The sequence below is a fragment of the Paenibacillus sp. P4_E11 genome (assembly GCF_056401635.1).
Map to the genome: position 1 here is coordinate 40,206 of NZ_JBFUIX010000010.1, position 17,152 is coordinate 57,357.

General features: G+C 53.1%; 17 protein-coding genes. 7 read left to right on the forward strand and 10 right to left on the reverse strand.

Features of this window, described 5'->3' with window-relative positions; genetic code table 11:
• Window positions 1–52: 52 nt before the first annotated feature.
• Entirely contained in the window at window positions 53–781 is a 729-nt protein-coding gene (locus tag AC1DWB_RS06555) for an alpha/beta hydrolase (RefSeq protein ID WP_477540235.1), read from the reverse strand.
• A gap of 323 nt (window positions 782–1,104) precedes the next feature.
• Here AC1DWB_RS06555 and pdhA point away from each other — a divergent pair, with 323 nt between their 5' ends.
• The 5 genes from pdhA (at window position 1,105) to AC1DWB_RS06580 (ending at window position 7,132) form a co-directional block, all read left to right on the forward strand.
• Window positions 1,105–2,193 carry a pyruvate dehydrogenase (acetyl-transferring) E1 component subunit alpha gene (gene pdhA / locus AC1DWB_RS06560; RefSeq protein WP_477540236.1) on the forward strand — a complete coding sequence of 363 codons (1,089 nt, stop codon included), beginning with the start codon at window positions 1,105–1,107 and terminating at the stop codon, window positions 2,191–2,193.
• A gap of 3 nt (window positions 2,194–2,196) precedes the next feature.
• The gene (locus AC1DWB_RS06565) at window positions 2,197–3,180 is read left to right on the forward strand and encodes an alpha-ketoacid dehydrogenase subunit beta (protein ID WP_477540237.1); all 984 of its coding nucleotides are present in this window, start codon (window positions 2,197–2,199) and stop codon (window positions 3,178–3,180) included.
• Between the two features lie 98 nt (window positions 3,181–3,278).
• Entirely contained in the window at window positions 3,279–4,649 is a 1,371-nt protein-coding gene (locus AC1DWB_RS06570) for a dihydrolipoamide acetyltransferase family protein (RefSeq protein WP_477540238.1), read from the forward strand.
• Between the two features lie 3 nt (window positions 4,650–4,652).
• Window positions 4,653–6,065: a dihydrolipoyl dehydrogenase gene (gene lpdA, locus AC1DWB_RS06575; protein ID WP_477540239.1), complete on the forward strand. Its 1,413-nt coding sequence runs from the start codon at window positions 4,653–4,655 to the stop codon at window positions 6,063–6,065.
• Window positions 6,066–6,220: 155 nt separating this feature from the next.
• On the forward strand, window positions 6,221–7,132 hold the full coding sequence (locus tag AC1DWB_RS06580; protein ID WP_477540240.1) for an exopolyphosphatase: 912 nt from the start codon (window positions 6,221–6,223) through the stop codon (window positions 7,130–7,132).
• A gap of 386 nt (window positions 7,133–7,518) precedes the next feature.
• Here the strand turns inward: AC1DWB_RS06580 and AC1DWB_RS06585 are convergent, their stop codons facing one another.
• Both AC1DWB_RS06585 and AC1DWB_RS06590 read right to left on the reverse strand, forming a co-directional pair.
• On the reverse strand, window positions 7,519–8,088 hold the full coding sequence (locus AC1DWB_RS06585) for an NUDIX hydrolase (protein ID WP_477540241.1): 570 nt from the start codon (window positions 8,086–8,088) through the stop codon (window positions 7,519–7,521).
• A 20-nt stretch (window positions 8,089–8,108) separates the two neighbouring features.
• The gene (locus AC1DWB_RS06590) at window positions 8,109–9,269 is read right to left on the reverse strand and encodes a THUMP domain-containing class I SAM-dependent RNA methyltransferase (RefSeq protein WP_477540242.1); all 1,161 of its coding nucleotides are present in this window, start codon (window positions 9,267–9,269) and stop codon (window positions 8,109–8,111) included.
• A 148-nt stretch (window positions 9,270–9,417) separates the two neighbouring features.
• On the opposite strand from AC1DWB_RS06590, the gene AC1DWB_RS06595 reads away from it, so the two are divergent.
• Window positions 9,418–10,056 carry an O-methyltransferase gene (locus tag AC1DWB_RS06595; RefSeq protein ID WP_477540243.1) on the forward strand — a complete coding sequence of 213 codons (639 nt, stop codon included), beginning with the start codon at window positions 9,418–9,420 and terminating at the stop codon, window positions 10,054–10,056.
• Between the two features lie 183 nt (window positions 10,057–10,239).
• On the opposite strand, the gene AC1DWB_RS06600 is transcribed toward AC1DWB_RS06595, so the two are convergent.
• The 7 genes from AC1DWB_RS06600 to AC1DWB_RS06630 form a co-directional block, all read right to left on the reverse strand.
• Window positions 10,240–10,722, reverse strand: coding sequence for a hypothetical protein (locus AC1DWB_RS06600; protein WP_477540244.1), 483 nt, complete (start codon window positions 10,720–10,722; stop codon window positions 10,240–10,242).
• 62 nt (window positions 10,723–10,784) lie between these two features.
• Window positions 10,785–11,801 carry an ABC transporter ATP-binding protein gene (locus AC1DWB_RS06605; RefSeq protein WP_477540290.1) on the reverse strand — a complete coding sequence of 339 codons (1,017 nt, stop codon included), beginning with the start codon at window positions 11,799–11,801 and terminating at the stop codon, window positions 10,785–10,787.
• Entirely contained in the window at window positions 11,794–12,795 is a 1,002-nt protein-coding gene (locus AC1DWB_RS06610) for an ABC transporter ATP-binding protein (RefSeq protein ID WP_477540245.1), read from the reverse strand. The genes AC1DWB_RS06605 and AC1DWB_RS06610 overlap by 8 nt, the downstream gene beginning before the upstream one ends.
• 18 nt (window positions 12,796–12,813) lie before the next feature.
• The gene (locus AC1DWB_RS06615; RefSeq protein WP_477540246.1) at window positions 12,814–13,659 is read right to left on the reverse strand and encodes an ABC transporter permease; all 846 of its coding nucleotides are present in this window, start codon (window positions 13,657–13,659) and stop codon (window positions 12,814–12,816) included.
• A 5-nt stretch (window positions 13,660–13,664) separates the two neighbouring features.
• Window positions 13,665–14,615, reverse strand: a complete 951-nt coding sequence (locus AC1DWB_RS06620; RefSeq protein WP_477540247.1) for an ABC transporter permease — start codon at window positions 14,613–14,615, stop codon at window positions 13,665–13,667.
• A gap of 104 nt (window positions 14,616–14,719) precedes the next feature.
• The gene (locus AC1DWB_RS06625) at window positions 14,720–16,321 is read right to left on the reverse strand and encodes an ABC transporter substrate-binding protein (protein WP_477540248.1); all 1,602 of its coding nucleotides are present in this window, start codon (window positions 16,319–16,321) and stop codon (window positions 14,720–14,722) included.
• Window positions 16,322–16,392: 71 nt separating this feature from the next.
• Window positions 16,393–16,536 (reverse strand): hypothetical protein, encoded by a 144-nt coding sequence (locus tag AC1DWB_RS06630; protein ID WP_477540249.1) that lies wholly within the window; start codon window positions 16,534–16,536, stop codon window positions 16,393–16,395.
• Between the two features lie 181 nt (window positions 16,537–16,717).
• Here AC1DWB_RS06630 and AC1DWB_RS06635 point away from each other — a divergent pair, with 181 nt between their 5' ends.
• Window positions 16,718–17,128: a gamma-glutamylcyclotransferase family protein gene (locus tag AC1DWB_RS06635; protein WP_477540250.1), complete on the forward strand. Its 411-nt coding sequence runs from the start codon at window positions 16,718–16,720 to the stop codon at window positions 17,126–17,128.
• Window positions 17,129–17,152: the final 24 nt, after the last annotated feature.

The following is a 17,152-nucleotide window of genomic DNA, read 5'->3' on the forward strand; positions in this document are numbered from 1 at the left end:
CCAAGGCGGAAAGCGCGGAGATAGACGGAAAATCCGTCTATCTCTACCCCAATTAACCCAAGAAATGATGTAGAGCTTCCGGCAGCTCAGTCTGCCAAAATCCCCAGATGTGCTTGCCATCCTTCTCCAAATACGTCAATCGTGTATGTCGCTCCTCCAACAGCTGTCTCGAGATTCGGTTCGCGGCCAAGAAGTCGAATACCCCGCTGTTCGTCTCCACACTTTCCTCCTGCAATCCGATCAGCATGTACAGTTCAAGCGAAGACAAGTCGCTTTCCAAGCGCAACCGATCTTGCGTGCTGGGAAGAAACGCCCCGGACAACGTAAGTACCCGGGAGAACAGGGCCGGATAATCCAACGCCAAGTGCAGCGATACCGTCCCGCCGAGCGAGTCTCCCGCCAGCACACGAGATTGCGTGTTAGGTCGAGCGGGATACTTGTCTTCAACGAACGGGACGAGCTCTTCCACGAAGAATCGGCAATAGGCTTCGAACCGCGTACCCTCAGGCGCATATTCTTCAGTCCGCACCGCCTTATCCACGTCTACTGCGACGATGATGGCAGGCTCCAACCCCTCATCTAACACAAGTCGTGTCAATTGAGTCACGATCCGTCCAAAATTAATAAAATCTTCACCGTCTTGGCAGTATATTACGGGGTAAGTCAACAGCTCGTTATATCCCGGGGGGAGCGCAATTCGAACAACCCGTGTTTGATGAAGATGCAGAGAGGGTATGTGTTCCTTAACGATCGTGCGTTTATAATAAATGGATTGATCCATAGCGAAGTCTCCTTCTGAAGTCCAGCCTAGGGACTGAATTAATAGTAACCTGGAGTTATTTCGTTGATTTTGGCACAAAATAACCGAAGTAAATCAGGAAAACGGATGGAATCAAGGAACAATCAAGAAGCAAGCAGGGAAAGTTGTCACTAGCTTTTTTGAAAACTGTACTATATAATGAGTATGCCCTGTTATACTTGATATTATCGAGAAATACACGTTCCATAGGTACAGTATTACACAGTTTAGTGGAACAGGTTATGTAATATACTATAACAGTTTTCAATTCAGGCAGCAAACAATTCTAGTTCGAGGTGATCGCCATGAGCAAATCCTTATCCGAAGTCAGGATGGAAGACATTCAACCGTTGACGATACTTTCCGCTGACGGAACCGTAATCGATCAAGAAGCCGTTCCCCAACTAAGCGACGAACAATTGCGTGAGCTAATGCGCCGCATGGTGTTTACCCGTGTATGGGATCAGCGTGCCGTAAGCTTGAACCGTCAAGGACGACTGGGCTTTTATGCACCAGTATCCGGGCAAGAAGCTGCGATGATCGGCAGCGAGTTCGCATTAGTGAAGGAAGATTTCGTATGTCCAGGTTACCGGGATATGCCGCAGATCGTATGGCACGGGTTGCCTATGTATCAGGCGTTCCTGTATTCCCGCGGCCACCAGCATGGCGGGCAAGTGCCGGATGACGTGAATGTGCTTATGCCGCAAATCATTATCGGTGCACAGATCGTTCAAGCTGCCGGTATTGCAATGGGCTTCAAGAAGCGCGGGTTGAAAAATGTAGCGATTACGTATACCGGAGACGGCGGCTCATCGCAAGGGGACTTCTACGAAGGCATGAACTTCGCAGGTGCATTCAACCTCCCGGTTATTTTTGTCGTACAGAACAATGGTTATGCGATCTCCACTCCACGCGAGAAGCAATCCGCAGCCAAGACGATCGCACAGAAAGGTCTTGCCGCCGGAATTCGCAGCGTACAAGTGGATGGCATGGACGTGCTCGCGGTGTACAAAGCAGTCAGTGAAGCAGCTGAACGTGGACGCAATGGCGAAGGTCCTACTCTAATTGAAGCTATTACTTACCGATTCTCCCCGCACTCGATGTCCGGAGATGATCCGACTAAATACCGTACGAAAGAAGAAGAAGCGGAATGGGTGGAGAAAGATCCAATCGGCCGTTTCCGTAAATATATGGAAAGCAAGGGACTTTGGACAGAAGAAGACGAGAACAAAGTCATGGAAGAAGCGAAAGAAACCGTTGCTGAACAGATCAAGAAGGCAGAGTCCACGGAGAAGATGACCATACCTGGCTTGATTGACAGCATGTTCGAAACACCAACACAGCAGTTGGAAGAGCAGAAGGCGGCCTATATCGCCGCAATGGGGGGAAAGTAAGCCATGGCACAGATGACGATGATTCAAGCGATTACGGACGCGATGAGAGTAGAGCTGGAGCGTGATCCGAACGTATTGATTTTCGGAGAAGACGTAGGGAACGTCGGCGGGGTGTTCCGGGCTACGGAAGGCTTGCAGAAGCAGTTCGGCGAAGAACGCGTATTCGATACGCCGCTCGCAGAGTCCGGTATTGGCGGGTTGGCCATCGGTCTTGGCGTTATGGGCTTCCGTCCAATTGCGGAAATTCAATTCATTGGGTTCATGTTCGAAATGATGGACTCCATCGTGGCACAATCGGCACGGATGCGTTTCCGTTCTGGCGGCAAGTACAACAGCCCGATCACGTTCCGTACTCCATTCGGTGGCGGTGTTAAGGCACCTGAGCTTCACTGCGACAGCCTGGAAGGCTTAATGATTCAAACTCCGGGGATTAAGGTGGTATGTCCGTCCAACCCTTACGATGCCAAAGGTTTGTTGATCTCAGCTATCCGTGATAACGATCCTGTATTCTTCATGGAACACCTCAAGTTGTACCGTGCATTCCGCGGCGAAGTTCCTGAAGGAGAATACACGATTCCGATCGGAAAAGCGAATGTTGTGCGCGAAGGTACGGACGCAACCATTATTACTTATGGCGCAATGGTGCACACTTCCCTCAAGGCAGCGGAAGAGATTGAGAAGTCTCGTGGTGCGAAAGTGGAAGTCATTGACCTGCGTACATTAAGCCCGCTTGACATTGATACATTGGTAGAGTCGATCAAGAAGACAAACCGTGCTATTGTCGTACAGGAAGCGCAGAAGTCAGCTGGTGTAGCTGCAGAAGTAATCGCCCAGATTAATGAGAAAGCGATTCTTCATCTGGAAGCTCCTGTACTGCGGATTACGGCTCCAGATACGGTTATGGGCTTCCCACAAATCGAGGAAGATTGGTTGCCGAACCCAGCTCGCATTATTGCCGGCTTGAATCAAGTTCTGGACTTTAATTAACTTATTACTTGAACAAATCTCAAGATTCCCGCAGGCGGATAGGTACAATCCATTGGTGCGACACGCCTAGTGGGATTCTTATAGTGGAGGTAATGGACGTGGCGATCTATAATTTCAGACTCCCAGAGCTGGGCGAAGGCTTGCACGAAGGGGAAATCGTCAAATGGCACATCAAGCCGGGCGACACGATACAAGAAGACCAGACGATTATGGATGTACAGAATGATAAAGCGACTGTTGAAGTTCCGTCTCCTGTTACCGGAAAGATCGTTGAGATCAAGGTAAGCGAAGGTACGGTATCGGTCGTTGGCGACATCTTAGCTACGATCGACGTTGAGGGCGAGCTGCCTCCGGACGTACACGCCGGACATGGCGACACGGCGCATGCTGCACCAGCGCCGCAACCAACACCAGCGGCGCCACAATCGGCAACGCCGGTTGGCGTTGCCGATGCGGTGGCCAGCGTGAAGCTGGACACCGCTGCAGGCGCAAGCAACGCTGCAGCGCCTAGTGCAAGCGCGGCCGCAACGGCACCAGCGCCGAGCGGCGACGTGCTGGCAACGCCAAGCGTGCGCAAGTTCGCCCGCGAGCAAGGCGTAGCCATCGGCCAAGTGCACGGAACCGGCCGGAACGGCCAGGTCACGCGGGACGATGTGCAAGCCTTCGTGGCGGGCGGCGGCCAGGCGGCTGAAGCGGCTGCACCAGCAGCAGCTGAGACGCAAGCGGCAGCAGTGCCGAGCGCAGGCGTGACCGTGGTTGCGGGCGACCGTGTCGAGGAGCGCGTACCGCTGAAGGGCATTCGCAAAGCGATTGCGAACGCGATGGTCAAGTCAGTATATACAGCTCCGCATGTGACGATCATGGACGAAGTCGACGTCACGGGATTGGTCGAGCTGCGTGAGAAGGCGAAGCCATTAGCCGAGAAGAAGGGCGTTAAGCTCACTTACTTGCCGTTCATCGTCAAGGCGTTGGTAGCAGCTGTTCGACAATTCCCATCGCTTAACGCTTCTATTGATGACGAGAAGAGCGAGATCATCTATAAGAAATATTACAACATCGGGATCGCAACCGATACCGATAACGGCTTGATCGTGCCTGTAGTCGCTGACGCGGATCGCAAGAACGTCTGGTCCATCGCCAACGAGATCAAGGATCTGGCGACTCGCGGTCGTGACGGCAAGCTAGCCATGCACGAGCTGAAGGGCAGTACGATCTCGATTACGAATATCGGATCGGCAGGAGGTATGTTCTTCACGCCGGTCATTAACTATCCGGAAGTGGCTATACTAGGTACAGGACGGATTTCTGAGAAGCCTGTGGTCAAGAATGGACAAATCGTCATTGGTAAAGTTATGGCCTTGTCACTCAGCTTCGACCACCGTCTGATCGATGGAGCTACAGCGCAGAACGCAATGAACTATATCAAGTCGCTGCTGGAAGATCCGCAGTTGCTTGTAATGGAGGTGTAACTAATGGTTGTAGGAACATTTACTACAGATGTGGACGTGCTCGTGATCGGTTCTGGACCAGGTGGTTACGTGGCTGCTATTCGGGCCGCTCAGCTTGGCAAATCGGTCGTCGTTGTAGAACGCGCCGAAGTAGGTGGAGTGTGCTCGAATCGCGGTTGTATTCCTTCCAAAGCGTTGATCAATGCGGCGCATCAATATGAGAATATGACGCACGCCTCCGAGATCGGAATTACGGCCGAGGGCGTAAAGATTGATTTCACGAAGGTGCAGGAATGGAAGAACAGTGTCGTGAAGAAGCTGACAGGCGGTGTCGCCCAGCTTTTGAAAGGTAACAAGGTACAGGTCATACAAGGCGATGCATTCTTCGTCAGTGACCATGTCGTAAGTGTCGCAACCGAGAACGATGCATCCCAATACAAATTCAATCACTGTATCATCGCTACTGGCTCTACACCGATTGAATTGAAGGCATTCAAGTACGGCAAGCGAATCCTGTCTTCAACAGAAGCGCTCAGCCTTCCAGAAATTCCGAAGAGCCTGATCGTCATTGGCGGTGGCTACATCGGCATAGAGCTGGGGCAGACGTTCGCTAAGTTAGGCACGAAGGTTACTGTACTGGAAGGTTCAGATTCGATCCTTCCTGGCTTCGAGAAGGAACTGTCCCGCTTCGTGGGCCGCAACCTGAAGAAGGTTGGCGTAGAGGTCGTGACCGAGGCGTTGGCCAAGGAATCCAAGACAACCGATACAGAAGTTACGGTTTCTTATACAGCTAAGGGTGAAGAGAAAGAGTTGACCGCCGATTATGTACTTGTCACAGTGGGGCGTCGTCCGAATACAGCAGATATTGGGCTGGAATCGATTGGCGTCAAGGTGAGCGAGCGTGGCTTGATCGAGATCGACGCGCAATGCAAGACTAGCGTGGCGAACATATACGCGATCGGCGACATCGTAGCTGGCCCTGCACTTGCGCATAAGGCTTCTTATGAAGGTAAAGTAGCTGCTGAGGTCATTGCAGGTGAACCAAGCGTTATCGATTACAAAGCGATTCCAGCTGTTGTCTTCTCGGATCCGGAGATCGCAAGCGTCGGCTTGAGCGAGACGGAAGCGAAGGCAGAGGGCCGCAATGTGGTGACGGGCAAGTTCAACTATGCGGTTAACGGCCGGGCGCTAACGATGAATGCGGGTGATGGCTTCGTCAAGCTGGTTGGCGACAAAGACTCCGGGCTGCTGCTTGGAGCTCAAATCGTGGGACCCGAAGCGTCGAACCTCATTGCTGAGATGGGGCTAGGAATCGAGATGGGAGCGACGATCGAAGATATCGCCCTCACCATCCATGCCCATCCTACACTTGGGGAAATTGCGATGGAAGCGGCTGAAGTCGCTTTAGGACATCCGATCCATTCCATTGTGAAATAAAGATATGGAATCTAAGTAAGAAGAAGCATTTTCCGGGAATACAAGCGGAAAATGCTTCTTTTTTTTATGTTTTTTATGGAATATGCAGGAATAAGAAGGGGTGATCGAGAATATATAGTGCTTTAGAACCAAATGAAGCGGAGGCAGATTTCCCGATGAGATTAATTACACGTTCAGATTTTGATGGATTGGTTTGTGCGATGCTGTTCAAGAAGCTTGGTATGGTGGAGGAAATGAAATTCGTACACCCCAAGGACGTTCAGGACGGTTTAGTGCAAGTTACATCTAATGATATATTGGCTAATGTTCCTTATGTTCCAGGATGCGGGTTATGGTTCGATCATCATTCGAGCGAGATTCAGCGAGTTGGCGAACCAGAAGCTTTTGAGGGAGAGAACCGGATTGCTCCGAGTGCGGCAAGAGTCGTGTACGACTATTACGGGGGACAAGAACGCTTTGGTGATATCGACGACATCATGGCAGGGGTGGACAAGGCTGATTCCGCCCAATTCAGTGCAGACAATATATTGAATCCGCAAGGATGGGACTTGCTCTCCTTCCTGATGGATTCGCGTACAGGCCTGGGTCGGTTTCACGACTACCGGATAAGCAACTATCAATTGATGGAGCAACTGGTCGACTATATTGGTAGTAAGAGCTCCGAGGAAATCTTGAATTTGCCGGACGTGCAGGAGCGGGTCGTGCGTTACCATGAGCTGAATGGACCTTATCAGGACATGCTGCGTCAGTATTCGCGTACAGAAGGGAATGTAATCATTACGGATCTGCGAGGGGTCGAGACGATATATCCTGGCAACCGATTTATGATATACGCGCTGTTTCCGGAGCAAAATATCTCGATCTGGATCGTAGAAGGCAAGGGTAAGATTAATTGCGTATTCGCCTGTGGACATAGCATCATTACCCGTAGCTCTACTACAGATGTCGGCGCCCTAATGCTTCAGTATGGTGGAGGCGGTCATAAGGCGGCCGGTACGTGCCAAGTGCCGTTTGATGATGCGGACAAGGTGCTGGGCGAATTGGTGACGAAGATGAAGAAGGCATAGAGAAGCGGTACTTACAAGTGGACCCATTACATTAGGAGAGCAAGATTGATAATAAGTTGGAACACACTAAAGGGGCGGGAAACAATGCCGAACTATTTTTTTCAGGAAATATGGACACCGTTAAAGCTGATTGGGGTCAAAATTTTTCGCGATGATGAAGGTAAGTTGTGGATTAAATGGTTTTCCCGCCCACGAAGACGACTTTAAATGATCATGCTAACTTAATATAGAAGGAGCCTGGAGAACGTCTCCAAGCTCCTTTTTTCTTACAGAATCAGAAAGTATAAACTTCGAGAGGTTACATCCTGATTCGGCATAAAAAGTTACCGCTAAAGACGAACCCGCTTCACCGAGTTGCTCCGATAGGAGCTTTTTTATGATAAAAATCATCCTGCGTAAACCTCTGCAAGGATATCGGGATCCTTCTGGAGCAAATGAGCCAGGAAGCGCAGCTGGCCAAACGGCTCTAACCGGAGGTGCTCCGTGTATGGTTCACGTGTCCAGCTGATGCCTCCAGCGGCCTTGAACTCTGCATATGTGACGCCTTGAGGGGTGGTGCAGAGCTTCACAACTTCCTCCACAGTTAGCAATATAATCCCTTTCGTTTCCGCTGCAATCTGTGGCGCTTCGTTCGTCTCGGCCCAGAACATCACATTGCCGCCCATCTTGAGTATCGGTTTGATCTCGTGGAGGTGATCCTCCTTATGGATGACGACAGGGTCGCCGCCATTCGGATCCCAACGGAACGTGACAGGTGAATCGTGCAGCTTCACATTCAGATCCGTCTCTTCCATAGCTTCTCTTCTCGCGCATTGAACGGCCGTCTCATCGCGCTCAAGATGACCACCGATGCGAACGATAGCCAGTTGGCCACTAACCGAGTTCGGACCGAACGCAAAGGCGTACGCCCCGTTATATCGCAGGTATATTCCCGCAGTCTTCACCGTATCAGACATATGCGATCGCTCCATCCTGATTATTCGGTTGTGGCAGGTTCGTCCTTGCGTCGCGGTGGCAGCGGTCCCATGTATTGCAACAGGGCGCATTCGATGCGGCCGTTGAACAGCTTGCGCTTCTTGTCTGCCGGGCGGCCGAAGTAATGCTCGAACTGCTTGCTCGGGCTTAGGACGAAAGCCGACCAGGTGTCGAGCCGTTTGTAGATTGAGCCGAGCTGACGGATCACCTGCTCCACTTCGTCAGCAGAGCCGATCCGTTCCCCGTAAGGCGGATTCGTAATCACAACGCCATAATCACCATCTGGCTTCCACTTGGCAACTGGCGTCTCGTAGAACGAGATCTCCTTGGCCAAGCCGGCGCCCTTGGCGTTGGTCAGTGCGACCTCGATCGCCTCGCGGTCGATATCGGAGCCGACGATCTCTAGCGGCTCGTCGTCACGAACGAGATCGTACGCCTCTTCACGCGCTTGCTGCCACAATGCCTGAGGCAGCGCGTCCCACGACTCGGCGTCGAATGTGCGCCGGAGGCCCGGCGCCAAGTTCCAGCCGATCATCGCGGCCTCGATCGGAATCGTCCCCGACCCGCAGAACGGGTCGTGCAGGGGACGGCCGGGCCGCCACCGGCTGAGTAGCACCATAGCTGCGGCCATCGTTTCCTTCAGCGGTGCTTCGGTGGCGTTCTTGCGGTAGCCGCGCTTATGCAAGCTCCAACCCGTCGTATCCAGCGTCAGCGTAGCGATATCGTTCAGAAGCGACACTTCGATGACGTAGCGCGGCCCGTTCTCGGGAAACCACTCCGTCTGGTAACGTTGCTTCATTTTTTCTACAACTGCTTTCTTCACTATGCCTTGACAGGCGGGGACGCTGGATAGCTGCGACTTGTGCGAGCGGCCGTTCACAGGGAATTCCGCATGCTCAGGTATCCAGTCCGGCCAAGGGAGAGCCTTCGTACCCTCGAATAAGTCGTCGAATGTTGTTGCTCGGAACTCGCCCAGCTTAATGACAATACGGTCCGCGGTCCGCAGCCACAAGTTGGCTCGGCATATGCCCAAGGCGTCCGCACGAAACGCTATTTTCCCATTCTCTACACTTACATCTGTATAACCCAGATCCCGTACTTCACGGGCCACTACCGCTTCAAGCCCCATCGGGCACGTAGCTACTAACTGCAATCGTTCCATCTTGTTCGTTCACTCCGTTTTCGGTTTGCCATCCACTCAGGGAAATCATACAATTAAGTATAGGCGAAACAGCATGACGTTACAAATGAAGTCGTGTCTAGGATTGAGATTGACAGAGATTGAATATAGAGGAAGAGGTGTTGAGACGATGAGTGAAGCGTTGACAGCGGAACAATATGCGGAAAGCTTGTATGCAGGGGATGCGGATTTGCAGCGGGTAGTCGAAGGTATTCGTGCGAAGGGAATGCCGGAAATTTCCATAGCGCCTGGTTATGGCCGATTGCTGACGCTTCTCGTTAGAATGAACGGAGCGAAGCGGGTGCTGGAGATCGGAGCGCTTGGCGGGTATAGCGGGATTTGTTTGGCCAGAGGGCTCGGTGAGCTAGGCAAGCTGGTGTCGTTGGAGCTGAAGGAGGAATTCGCGGCTGTGGCGCGTCAGCATGTGACGGAAGCCGGGCTTGGCGACAAAGTGGAGTATCGGATTGGGGAGGCGCTAGACAGCTTGGATGTGCTGGAGCAGGAGGGAGCGCGCTTTGATCTGTATTTCATCGATGCGGACAAAGGCAACTATGTGAATTACTTGGAGCGGGCAATCCGATTGGCGAATCCCGGTGCGATCATCGTTGGCGACAATGCACTGATGCATGGTCGTGTCATGGACCCGAGCGTCACATCGAATTCTGTGCAGGTGATGCGGCAGTTCAATGAGGCGATTGCTTCAGATCCGAGGCTGGAGAGCACACTGTTGCCGGCGTATGACGGGTTGTGTATTGCCAGAGTGAAGTGAGACGGCGGTAATGTTGCGATATAGGCTAGATGGTGTGCGACAGAAGGTGATCATTTGATTGATAGGGAGGATCCATCGCACATTTCAAGACATCGGATTAATAGGAGGGACAAGAGCATGTTGATGCCCTTGTCCCTTTCATGCATATTCACAATCTTACTATTGGCTCAAAGGCCTCACTCACTAGCCTTCCTGGGGAAGATGAATGCTAAGACTAACTGTGCCGTCATGTTCGTTGCGTCCGATCTCCGAGATGATCCAGTAGGGAGAAAGGGAACTTCTTAGCTTGACGGCTTCTCCTTGCGTCAAGGTCAGTCCTTCGATGCGATCGGGCAAATTCGGATAATCCTGTTCGCGGAACTTGCCGAAGACGATGCCGATGTAATACTTCATGCCATTGATAGTGTTGAACGTAATCTGGTAGCCTTGTCGGACAGCTTGTTCCAGACCAACCGGATTCTCAGCCGCGTAACCGATCAGATTGCTGAATTCAAGCTCGCCTTCAGCGATGTGCTGGAACGGTTCGAGCTCGCCGTTAATCACAAGTCGAAGCAGCTCGTCGTCAGACAGGCCGGATGCTCGCGCAGCTTCTATGAGGATAGCGGTGTTCTGCGAAACTTTCACTTTTGGGTTATCGTTTCGTGATGATGATTCTGAGTTTGGCATGACTGATCTCCTTTCTCCTTGTCATGGAGACATGATGCGTCGCTCACGATTTTGAGCGGCCGCTACTCGTCCTTGTCGTACAGGTGGCATGCGACCAGATGACCAGGCGCAATCTCCATCATCCGTGGTGACTCCTCAGCGCAACGGGTCATCGCATGTGGACAGCGTGTCCGGTACTTGCAGCCGGTCGGTGGGTGGAGCGGGCTGGGCACATCGCCGCTTATCACGATGCGCTCGCGCCGGATCGCACGCGGATCTGGCACGGGGATTGCAGCTAGCAATGCCTGGGTGTAGGGATGTGCCGGATGCTCGTACAGCTCGTCGCTCTCCGCGACCTCCGTAAGGCTGCCAAGATACATGACGCCGATCCGGTCGGAGATATGGCGCACCATAGACAAGTCATGGGCGATGAACAAGTAGGTCAAACCGAGCTCGGCCTGCAAGTCCTCCAGCATGTTGACCACTTGCGCTTGCACAGACACATCAAGTGCCGAGATCGGCTCATCGCACATGACGAACTCCGGCTTCACTGACAACGAACGTGCAATGCTGATCCGCTGCCGTTGCCCGCCGCTGAATTCATGGGGGTATCGATCAGCGTGCTCTCGCTTGAGGCCTACCTTCTCGAGCAGCTCGTAGACGGCATCTCTGCGCTCCCGTGCCGGATAAACCTTATGAATATCAATCGGCTCGCCGATCAGCTCCATCACAGTCAGCCCCGGGTTGAGTGAGGAGTATGGGTCCTGGAAGATGGCCTGCATCCGGCGGCGGTATGGCTTCAACTCCTTCTCGGGCATGTAGGTCATGTCCTGCCCGTCATAGAGTACTTCGCCGCCTGTAATATCGTACAGCCGGATGACGCTGCGCCCAGTTGTTGACTTGCCGCAGCCGGACTCCCCGACGAGGCCGAACGTCTCGCCGCGACGAATATCGAAGCTCACGTCGTCGACCGCCTTGACGACTTGCAATGTCCGGCCGAAAAAGCTCTTCTTCGCCGGGAAATACTTCTTCAGGTTCCTGACGCTGACGAGCGGTGCAGGTGCAGGTGAATCATGTAGTGTCTCGAACGGCTTATGCATCCGCATCCCTCGCTTTCTCCTTCACGCTGGAATCGAGCAGCCAACACATCGACCGGTGACCCGGGCCGACTTCATAGTAGGGCGGGCGCTCCGCACAGATATCCATCGTGTGTGGACAGCGCCCGGCGAACGGGCAGCCCGCCGGCGGATGCAGCAGATCGGGAGGCGTCCCCTCGATCGGCACGAGTCGCTCTCGCCGGCCATTCTGCAGACGCGGCAGGGAACGCAGCAGCCCTTGGGTATACGGATGCTGGGAGTTGTAGAAGATGTCGTCAACCGGCGCTTCTTCCATGACCAGCCCGCCGTACATGACGATCACCCGACTGCAGATCTGGGCCACGACCCCGAGGTCGTGGGTGATGAGCATAATCGCCGTCTCCGTCTTTTGCTGCAGCTCCTTCATTAGCTCCAGAATCTGCGCCTGGATCGTCACGTCGAGCGCGGTCGTCGGCTCATCCGCGATGAGCAGCTCAGGCTCGCACGACAGAGCCATTGCGATGATGACGCGCTGCCGCATCCCGCCGCTGAACTCATGAGGATACTGCTTCATACGCTCCTCGGGCGAAGAGATGCCGACGAGTCGAAGTAGCTCCGCCGCACGCGCCTCCGCTTGCCGTTGGGTGAGCTTCCGATGGCGCACGAGCACCTCGGTCAGTTGACCGCCGATCGTGCGCACCGGGTTAAGTGACGTCATCGGGTCCTGGAAGATCATCGCGATCCGGTTGCCGCGGATGCGGCGCAGCTCCTTCTCCGACTGGTCCAGCAAGTCCTCGCCGTCGAAGTTAACAGTGCCGTCTATCACGCGGCCAGGCGATGGAATAAGGGAGAGGATGGACTTGGCGGTAATGCTTTTTCCGCTGCCGGACTCGCCCACGATGCCTACCACCTCGCCCTTCGCAATCTGGAAGCTGACGCCTCGCACAGACTGCACTTCTCCGGAACGGGTGAAGAACGAAGTTTTCAAATTTTGAACATTGAGCAGCTGTTTGGCCATGCAAGCCTGCACTCCTTTCTACCTCTGGTTCACCCTCGGCTCGAACGCGATACGGAGCAAGTCGCCCAGCACGTTGAAGCAGAGCACGGTGAGCAGGATGAATATACCTGGGAATAGCGCCAGATAAGGCGCTTCCCCGATGTAGCCTTGGGCGTTGTTCAGCATGCTGCCCCACGACGAGTTAGGCTGCTGAATGCCGAGCCCGAGGAAGCTGAGCGACGATTCCATCAGGATCGCAGTCGCAATATTAATCGTAGCCGCTACGATAATGGTTGAGATCATGTTCGGAAGAATGTGCATCGTTACCGTCTTGAACGAGCTTTGCCCCGACACGCGGGCGTACAGCACATACTCGCGCTCCTTGATCGACAGCGTCTCCGCTCGGACCAGCCGGGCGATGTTCATCCATGTAAGCAGCCCAATGATGAGGATGATGTTCTGGATGCCGGGCTTGAAATATACGCTGATGATCAGCATGATCAGGAACGATGGCACGGACATGAAAATATCGACGAAGCGCATGAGCAGCGCATCAATCCGACCGCCAGCATAGCCGCTAATCGTGCCGATGGCCGTTCCGACGACCGTGGCGATCAGCATGGCCAGGAAAGCGACGGAGAGCGAGATGCGTCCCCCGTACAACGCTCGGGTGAAATAATCCCGTCCGTAATCGTCCGTGCCGAACCAGTGGCTGGCACTTGGCGCATGGAGCCGGTCCTGGACGACGATCTGATTCGGGTCGTAAGGGCTTAAGAAGGCGAGGATCGAAGTGATCGCGAATAGTGCCAGCAGCACGAGCGCGACCAGACCGACCTTGCGAGCGAACAGCTCGCGAAGCAGATTGTCCCATATTCGTCTATTCATCGTCGTCACCTCCCTGCCTTAATTCGAGGATCGGCAACCGTGTAGAGCAGGTCCGCGATCAAGTTGCCGGCCACGAGCATGATCGAGGTGAACAAAGTGATAACCATAATGATCGGGTAATCGAAGCCGAACATAGCGGACACCCCGAATGAGCCCATTCCAGGCCACGAGAAGACCGTCTCCGTAATAATCGCCCCTGCCACCAGTTCCGGCAGCGACAGCCCCAGTATCGTAATGACGGGCAGCAGCACGTTTTTCAGTACATGCCGGAATAACACTTCCCGCTTGGACGAGCCGTACGCATATTGCAGCTGCACATAGTCCTCCTGCAGTTGACCGATCGTATTAGAGCGAATATACCGCATGAAGACGGCGAAGTTCGAGAAGCTGAGCACGAGACAGGGCAAGATCCCATGCTTAATAATATCCCAGGCCGAGCTTACCCCGATCGTTCGCATGCCCATGCTGGGCAGCAGATGGAGGTGGATGGCGAATACGTAGATGAGCAGCATGGCGAACCAGAAGCTCGGGATCGAGATACCGATATAAGATATGAAGTTCAACAGCTTGTCCAGCCAGCGGTTCGGATTAGCGCCCGAGAGTAGCCCGAGCGGGATAGCGAGTGCGAGGGAGACGAGGAGCGCCGCTCCCGTGAGTCCGGCTGTTGCCGGAAGCCGATCCAGCACTTGATCCAACACAGGCCGGTGGTTGATCAGCGAATAGCCGAGATTTCCCTGGAGCGCATTGCCCAGCCACAGGAAATATTGCACATAAGTCGGCTTGTCGAGGCCGAGGTTATGGCGAATCCGTTCGACATCCTCCGGACTCATGTTCGGAGTGACGAACGTCTGAACCGGGTCGCCCGGCGCCAGCTTTATTAGCGCGAACGCTAAGACGGAAATGAAGAATAGCATCGGGATAGCCTGTAGCAGTCTTCGAACAATTAACGATTTCATCAGCGTCCCTCCAGCAGAGTAGCGAAAACGATTCAAGAAGCGAAAATAAGCTGATGCGCAATCAGCTTATTTTCGCATGGCCGTGACTACAAGCAAAAAACGAGTTACTTCACATACAGCTTGTTCAGGTTTTCGAACATGACGACTGGCTTCGTGACCGCTTCTTTCAAGCCTTCATATTTCTTGTCAATCGCAATGATCGACTTCGTGTACGCGATCGGGTAGAACAGGCTTTCATCCGCGATTTGCTGCTGAATCTTCTTATACAGGTCGCCACGCTTCGCTGTATCGGTCTCGATCGCAGCTTTGGACCAAAGGGCGTCGAAGTCTTTGTTACTATAATGCGAATAGTTGTAAGCTTCTGTGCTCATGAACAGCGATTTGTAAGCATCGGGCTCATAGCCCATAATGTAACCTCCGAGCGATAGCTCGAAATCGGTGTTCTTCATGTTGGTCGCCTTCTGGCTGTAAGCCGCCGGGTCCAGCGCCATCAGCTCGACTTCTACGCCGATGTCTTTAAGTTTTTGCTGAATGTACAGAGCCTGGCTCGTTTGGGCCTTGTTCGAGTTCACATAGGCGAGTCGGAGCTTCAGCTTGTCCACACCAGCGGCTTTGAGCAATTCCTTTGCTTTGTTCGCATCGAATTTGTACGAGTTGACGTCCTTCGTATGGTACAGCGTATCCGGAGTCAGCACGGAAGAAGCGGGTTCTGCAAAATCCAGCGATGTGTATGAAGCGGTAATGAGCTCGTCGCGATTGATCGCGTAAGAGATCGCTTGGCGCACTTCCTTCTTCTTCATCACGTCAATATTCATGTTGTAAGCCATGTAGGCGAGACGGCCTTCGTTGAACGAGATCATGTTGAACTTGCCGGTGTCGTTAAACTTCTTGAAGTCCTGCGGGTCGATGAACTTCATTTGCATCTCGCCGTTCTGAAGCGCCAGGTTGGCTGCGTTCGTATCCTTGGCGATGTGGTAGGTGACAGAATCCAAGTAGGACTTTCCTGCGAAGAAACCATCGAACCGGTCGAGCGTCACATATTCGCTAGCTTTGTATTCTTTGAATTTGAAAGGACCGGAGCCGATCGGCTTGTTGTTCTTCGTGCTCTTCTCGAAGTCGGCTTCCCCCTCGTAGATGTGCTTCGGAATCGGGAACACTTGCACGAGCGCGCCTTCGAACGCCGCGGTCACTTGCGGCAGGGTGAATTCGACGGTGGTGTCGTCTACTTTCTTCACCGTGATCGGCTTGCCATCCAGAACGAAGAGGCTACGCAAGAAGCTGTGCTGCTTCTCGTCGAGAATGTTATTGATCGTGAACACGATATCGTCGGCCGTCAGCTTTTGACCATCATGCCACGTCAGGTTGTTTTTAAGTTTCAATGTGTATTTCAGGAAATCGGCCGAAGGAGTCAGGCTCTCTGCGAGCACGAACGTCTTCTTGCCATCGTTGATAGAGAACAGTGGGGCATAGAGTGACTGATTTATTGTTAAAGTCACACGGTCGCTGGCATACATCGGGTTCAGCGCTTTTGGATCGTCGGCTACGCCGATTATAAGGCTGCCGCCGCTCTTAGGGGTGCCAGCCGCTGGTGAGGACGATGGCGTGCCCGCTGGAGGAGGAGTCGTATCGGTCTTGCCGCATGCTGCCAGAACGAATAGTAGCAGGGAGAGTACCGTGGCGGTCCAGAAAATTTTGTTTTTACTCATGGTGGTGCATTCCTCCGTATTCTGAGATGGAATATTGTTTCATTGACTTCCATAAGTATAGCAACATTGTTTCAGAAATCAAGCTTTTTATTCATTGTAAACTCATAGGAATTATTTGTTATACATTTGGCGCGAAATTTCTTGTTGTAGCATGTCCTGAGTGTGCCATAACTATCCATGGCGATTGGTTCCAAACCCGCCAACACAATCGCCATGGCTCCCACCACCTCAGCCGATTTGTACAAGTTTCTTATACGTATATGGAGTCCTCCAGTTATCAAAGTTGCCTTCCCAGGATAAGCCAAGATTGTGTAGAAGTTATGAGCGGGCCTGTGGTACGCTAGAGCCAGTTTCGATGTGCGGCATGCATTCTTGGATAAAGGGGACTGAAGAGCGATGAACCCAAGGAATTTGTTCGTCTATGGTACGTTACGCATAGGGGAGTGCAATCACGAAGTATTGCGAGGAGCCACATGTTTGTCGCGGGACGCATTCATACGCGGGGCGCTGGCGGATACAGGGAAAGGGTACCCTGCCCTCTTCCAAACCGGAGATGGACTTGTAGTGGGCGAACTGTACACGGTTGATTGGGACCAAGCGGGTGCAGGGCTGGATGAGCTGGAGACGTATTACGGCCCCGGCGATCCGCGCAATGAGTACGAGCGGGTAGAGATGTTGATAACGGACGGCGCAACGGGTCAGCAGGTCCAAGCATGGACGTATGTGTACCCACCCGAGATGTATTCGCAATTCTTGCCGATACTTTCGGGGGACTGGACGGGCGTGAGCCGCAGACGTATGGTATAATATACGGAACAAACGTTCTGTTCG

Excerpts from the sequence above, each read along its gene's own strand:
- AC1DWB_RS06555 (WP_477540235.1), bottom strand. The coding sequence starts at position 781 with ATGGATCAATCCATTTATTATAAACGCACGATCGTTAAGGAACACATA.
- pdhA (WP_477540236.1), top strand. The coding sequence starts at position 1,105 with ATGAGCAAATCCTTATCCGAAGTCAGGATGGAAGACATTCAACCGTTG.
- AC1DWB_RS06565 (WP_477540237.1), top strand. The coding sequence starts at position 2,197 with ATGGCACAGATGACGATGATTCAAGCGATTACGGACGCGATGAGAGTA.
- lpdA (WP_477540239.1), top strand. The coding sequence starts at position 4,653 with ATGGTTGTAGGAACATTTACTACAGATGTGGACGTGCTCGTGATCGGT.
- AC1DWB_RS06580 (WP_477540240.1), top strand. The coding sequence starts at position 6,221 with ATGAGATTAATTACACGTTCAGATTTTGATGGATTGGTTTGTGCGATG.
- AC1DWB_RS06585 (WP_477540241.1), bottom strand. The coding sequence starts at position 8,088 with ATGTCTGATACGGTGAAGACTGCGGGAATATACCTGCGATATAACGGG.
- AC1DWB_RS06590 (WP_477540242.1), bottom strand. The coding sequence starts at position 9,269 with ATGGAACGATTGCAGTTAGTAGCTACGTGCCCGATGGGGCTTGAAGCG.
- AC1DWB_RS06595 (WP_477540243.1), top strand. The coding sequence starts at position 9,418 with ATGAGTGAAGCGTTGACAGCGGAACAATATGCGGAAAGCTTGTATGCA.
- AC1DWB_RS06600 (WP_477540244.1), bottom strand. The coding sequence starts at position 10,722 with ATGCCAAACTCAGAATCATCATCACGAAACGATAACCCAAAAGTGAAA.
- AC1DWB_RS06605 (WP_477540290.1), bottom strand. The coding sequence starts at position 11,801 with ATGCATAAGCCGTTCGAGACACTACATGATTCACCTGCACCTGCACCG.
- AC1DWB_RS06610 (WP_477540245.1), bottom strand. The coding sequence starts at position 12,795 with ATGGCCAAACAGCTGCTCAATGTTCAAAATTTGAAAACTTCGTTCTTC.
- AC1DWB_RS06615 (WP_477540246.1), bottom strand. The coding sequence starts at position 13,659 with ATGAATAGACGAATATGGGACAATCTGCTTCGCGAGCTGTTCGCTCGC.
- AC1DWB_RS06620 (WP_477540247.1), bottom strand. The coding sequence starts at position 14,615 with ATGAAATCGTTAATTGTTCGAAGACTGCTACAGGCTATCCCGATGCTA.
- AC1DWB_RS06625 (WP_477540248.1), bottom strand. The coding sequence starts at position 16,321 with ATGAGTAAAAACAAAATTTTCTGGACCGCCACGGTACTCTCCCTGCTA.
- AC1DWB_RS06630 (WP_477540249.1), bottom strand. The coding sequence starts at position 16,536 with ATGGCGATTGTGTTGGCGGGTTTGGAACCAATCGCCATGGATAGTTAT.
- AC1DWB_RS06635 (WP_477540250.1), top strand. The coding sequence starts at position 16,718 with ATGAACCCAAGGAATTTGTTCGTCTATGGTACGTTACGCATAGGGGAG.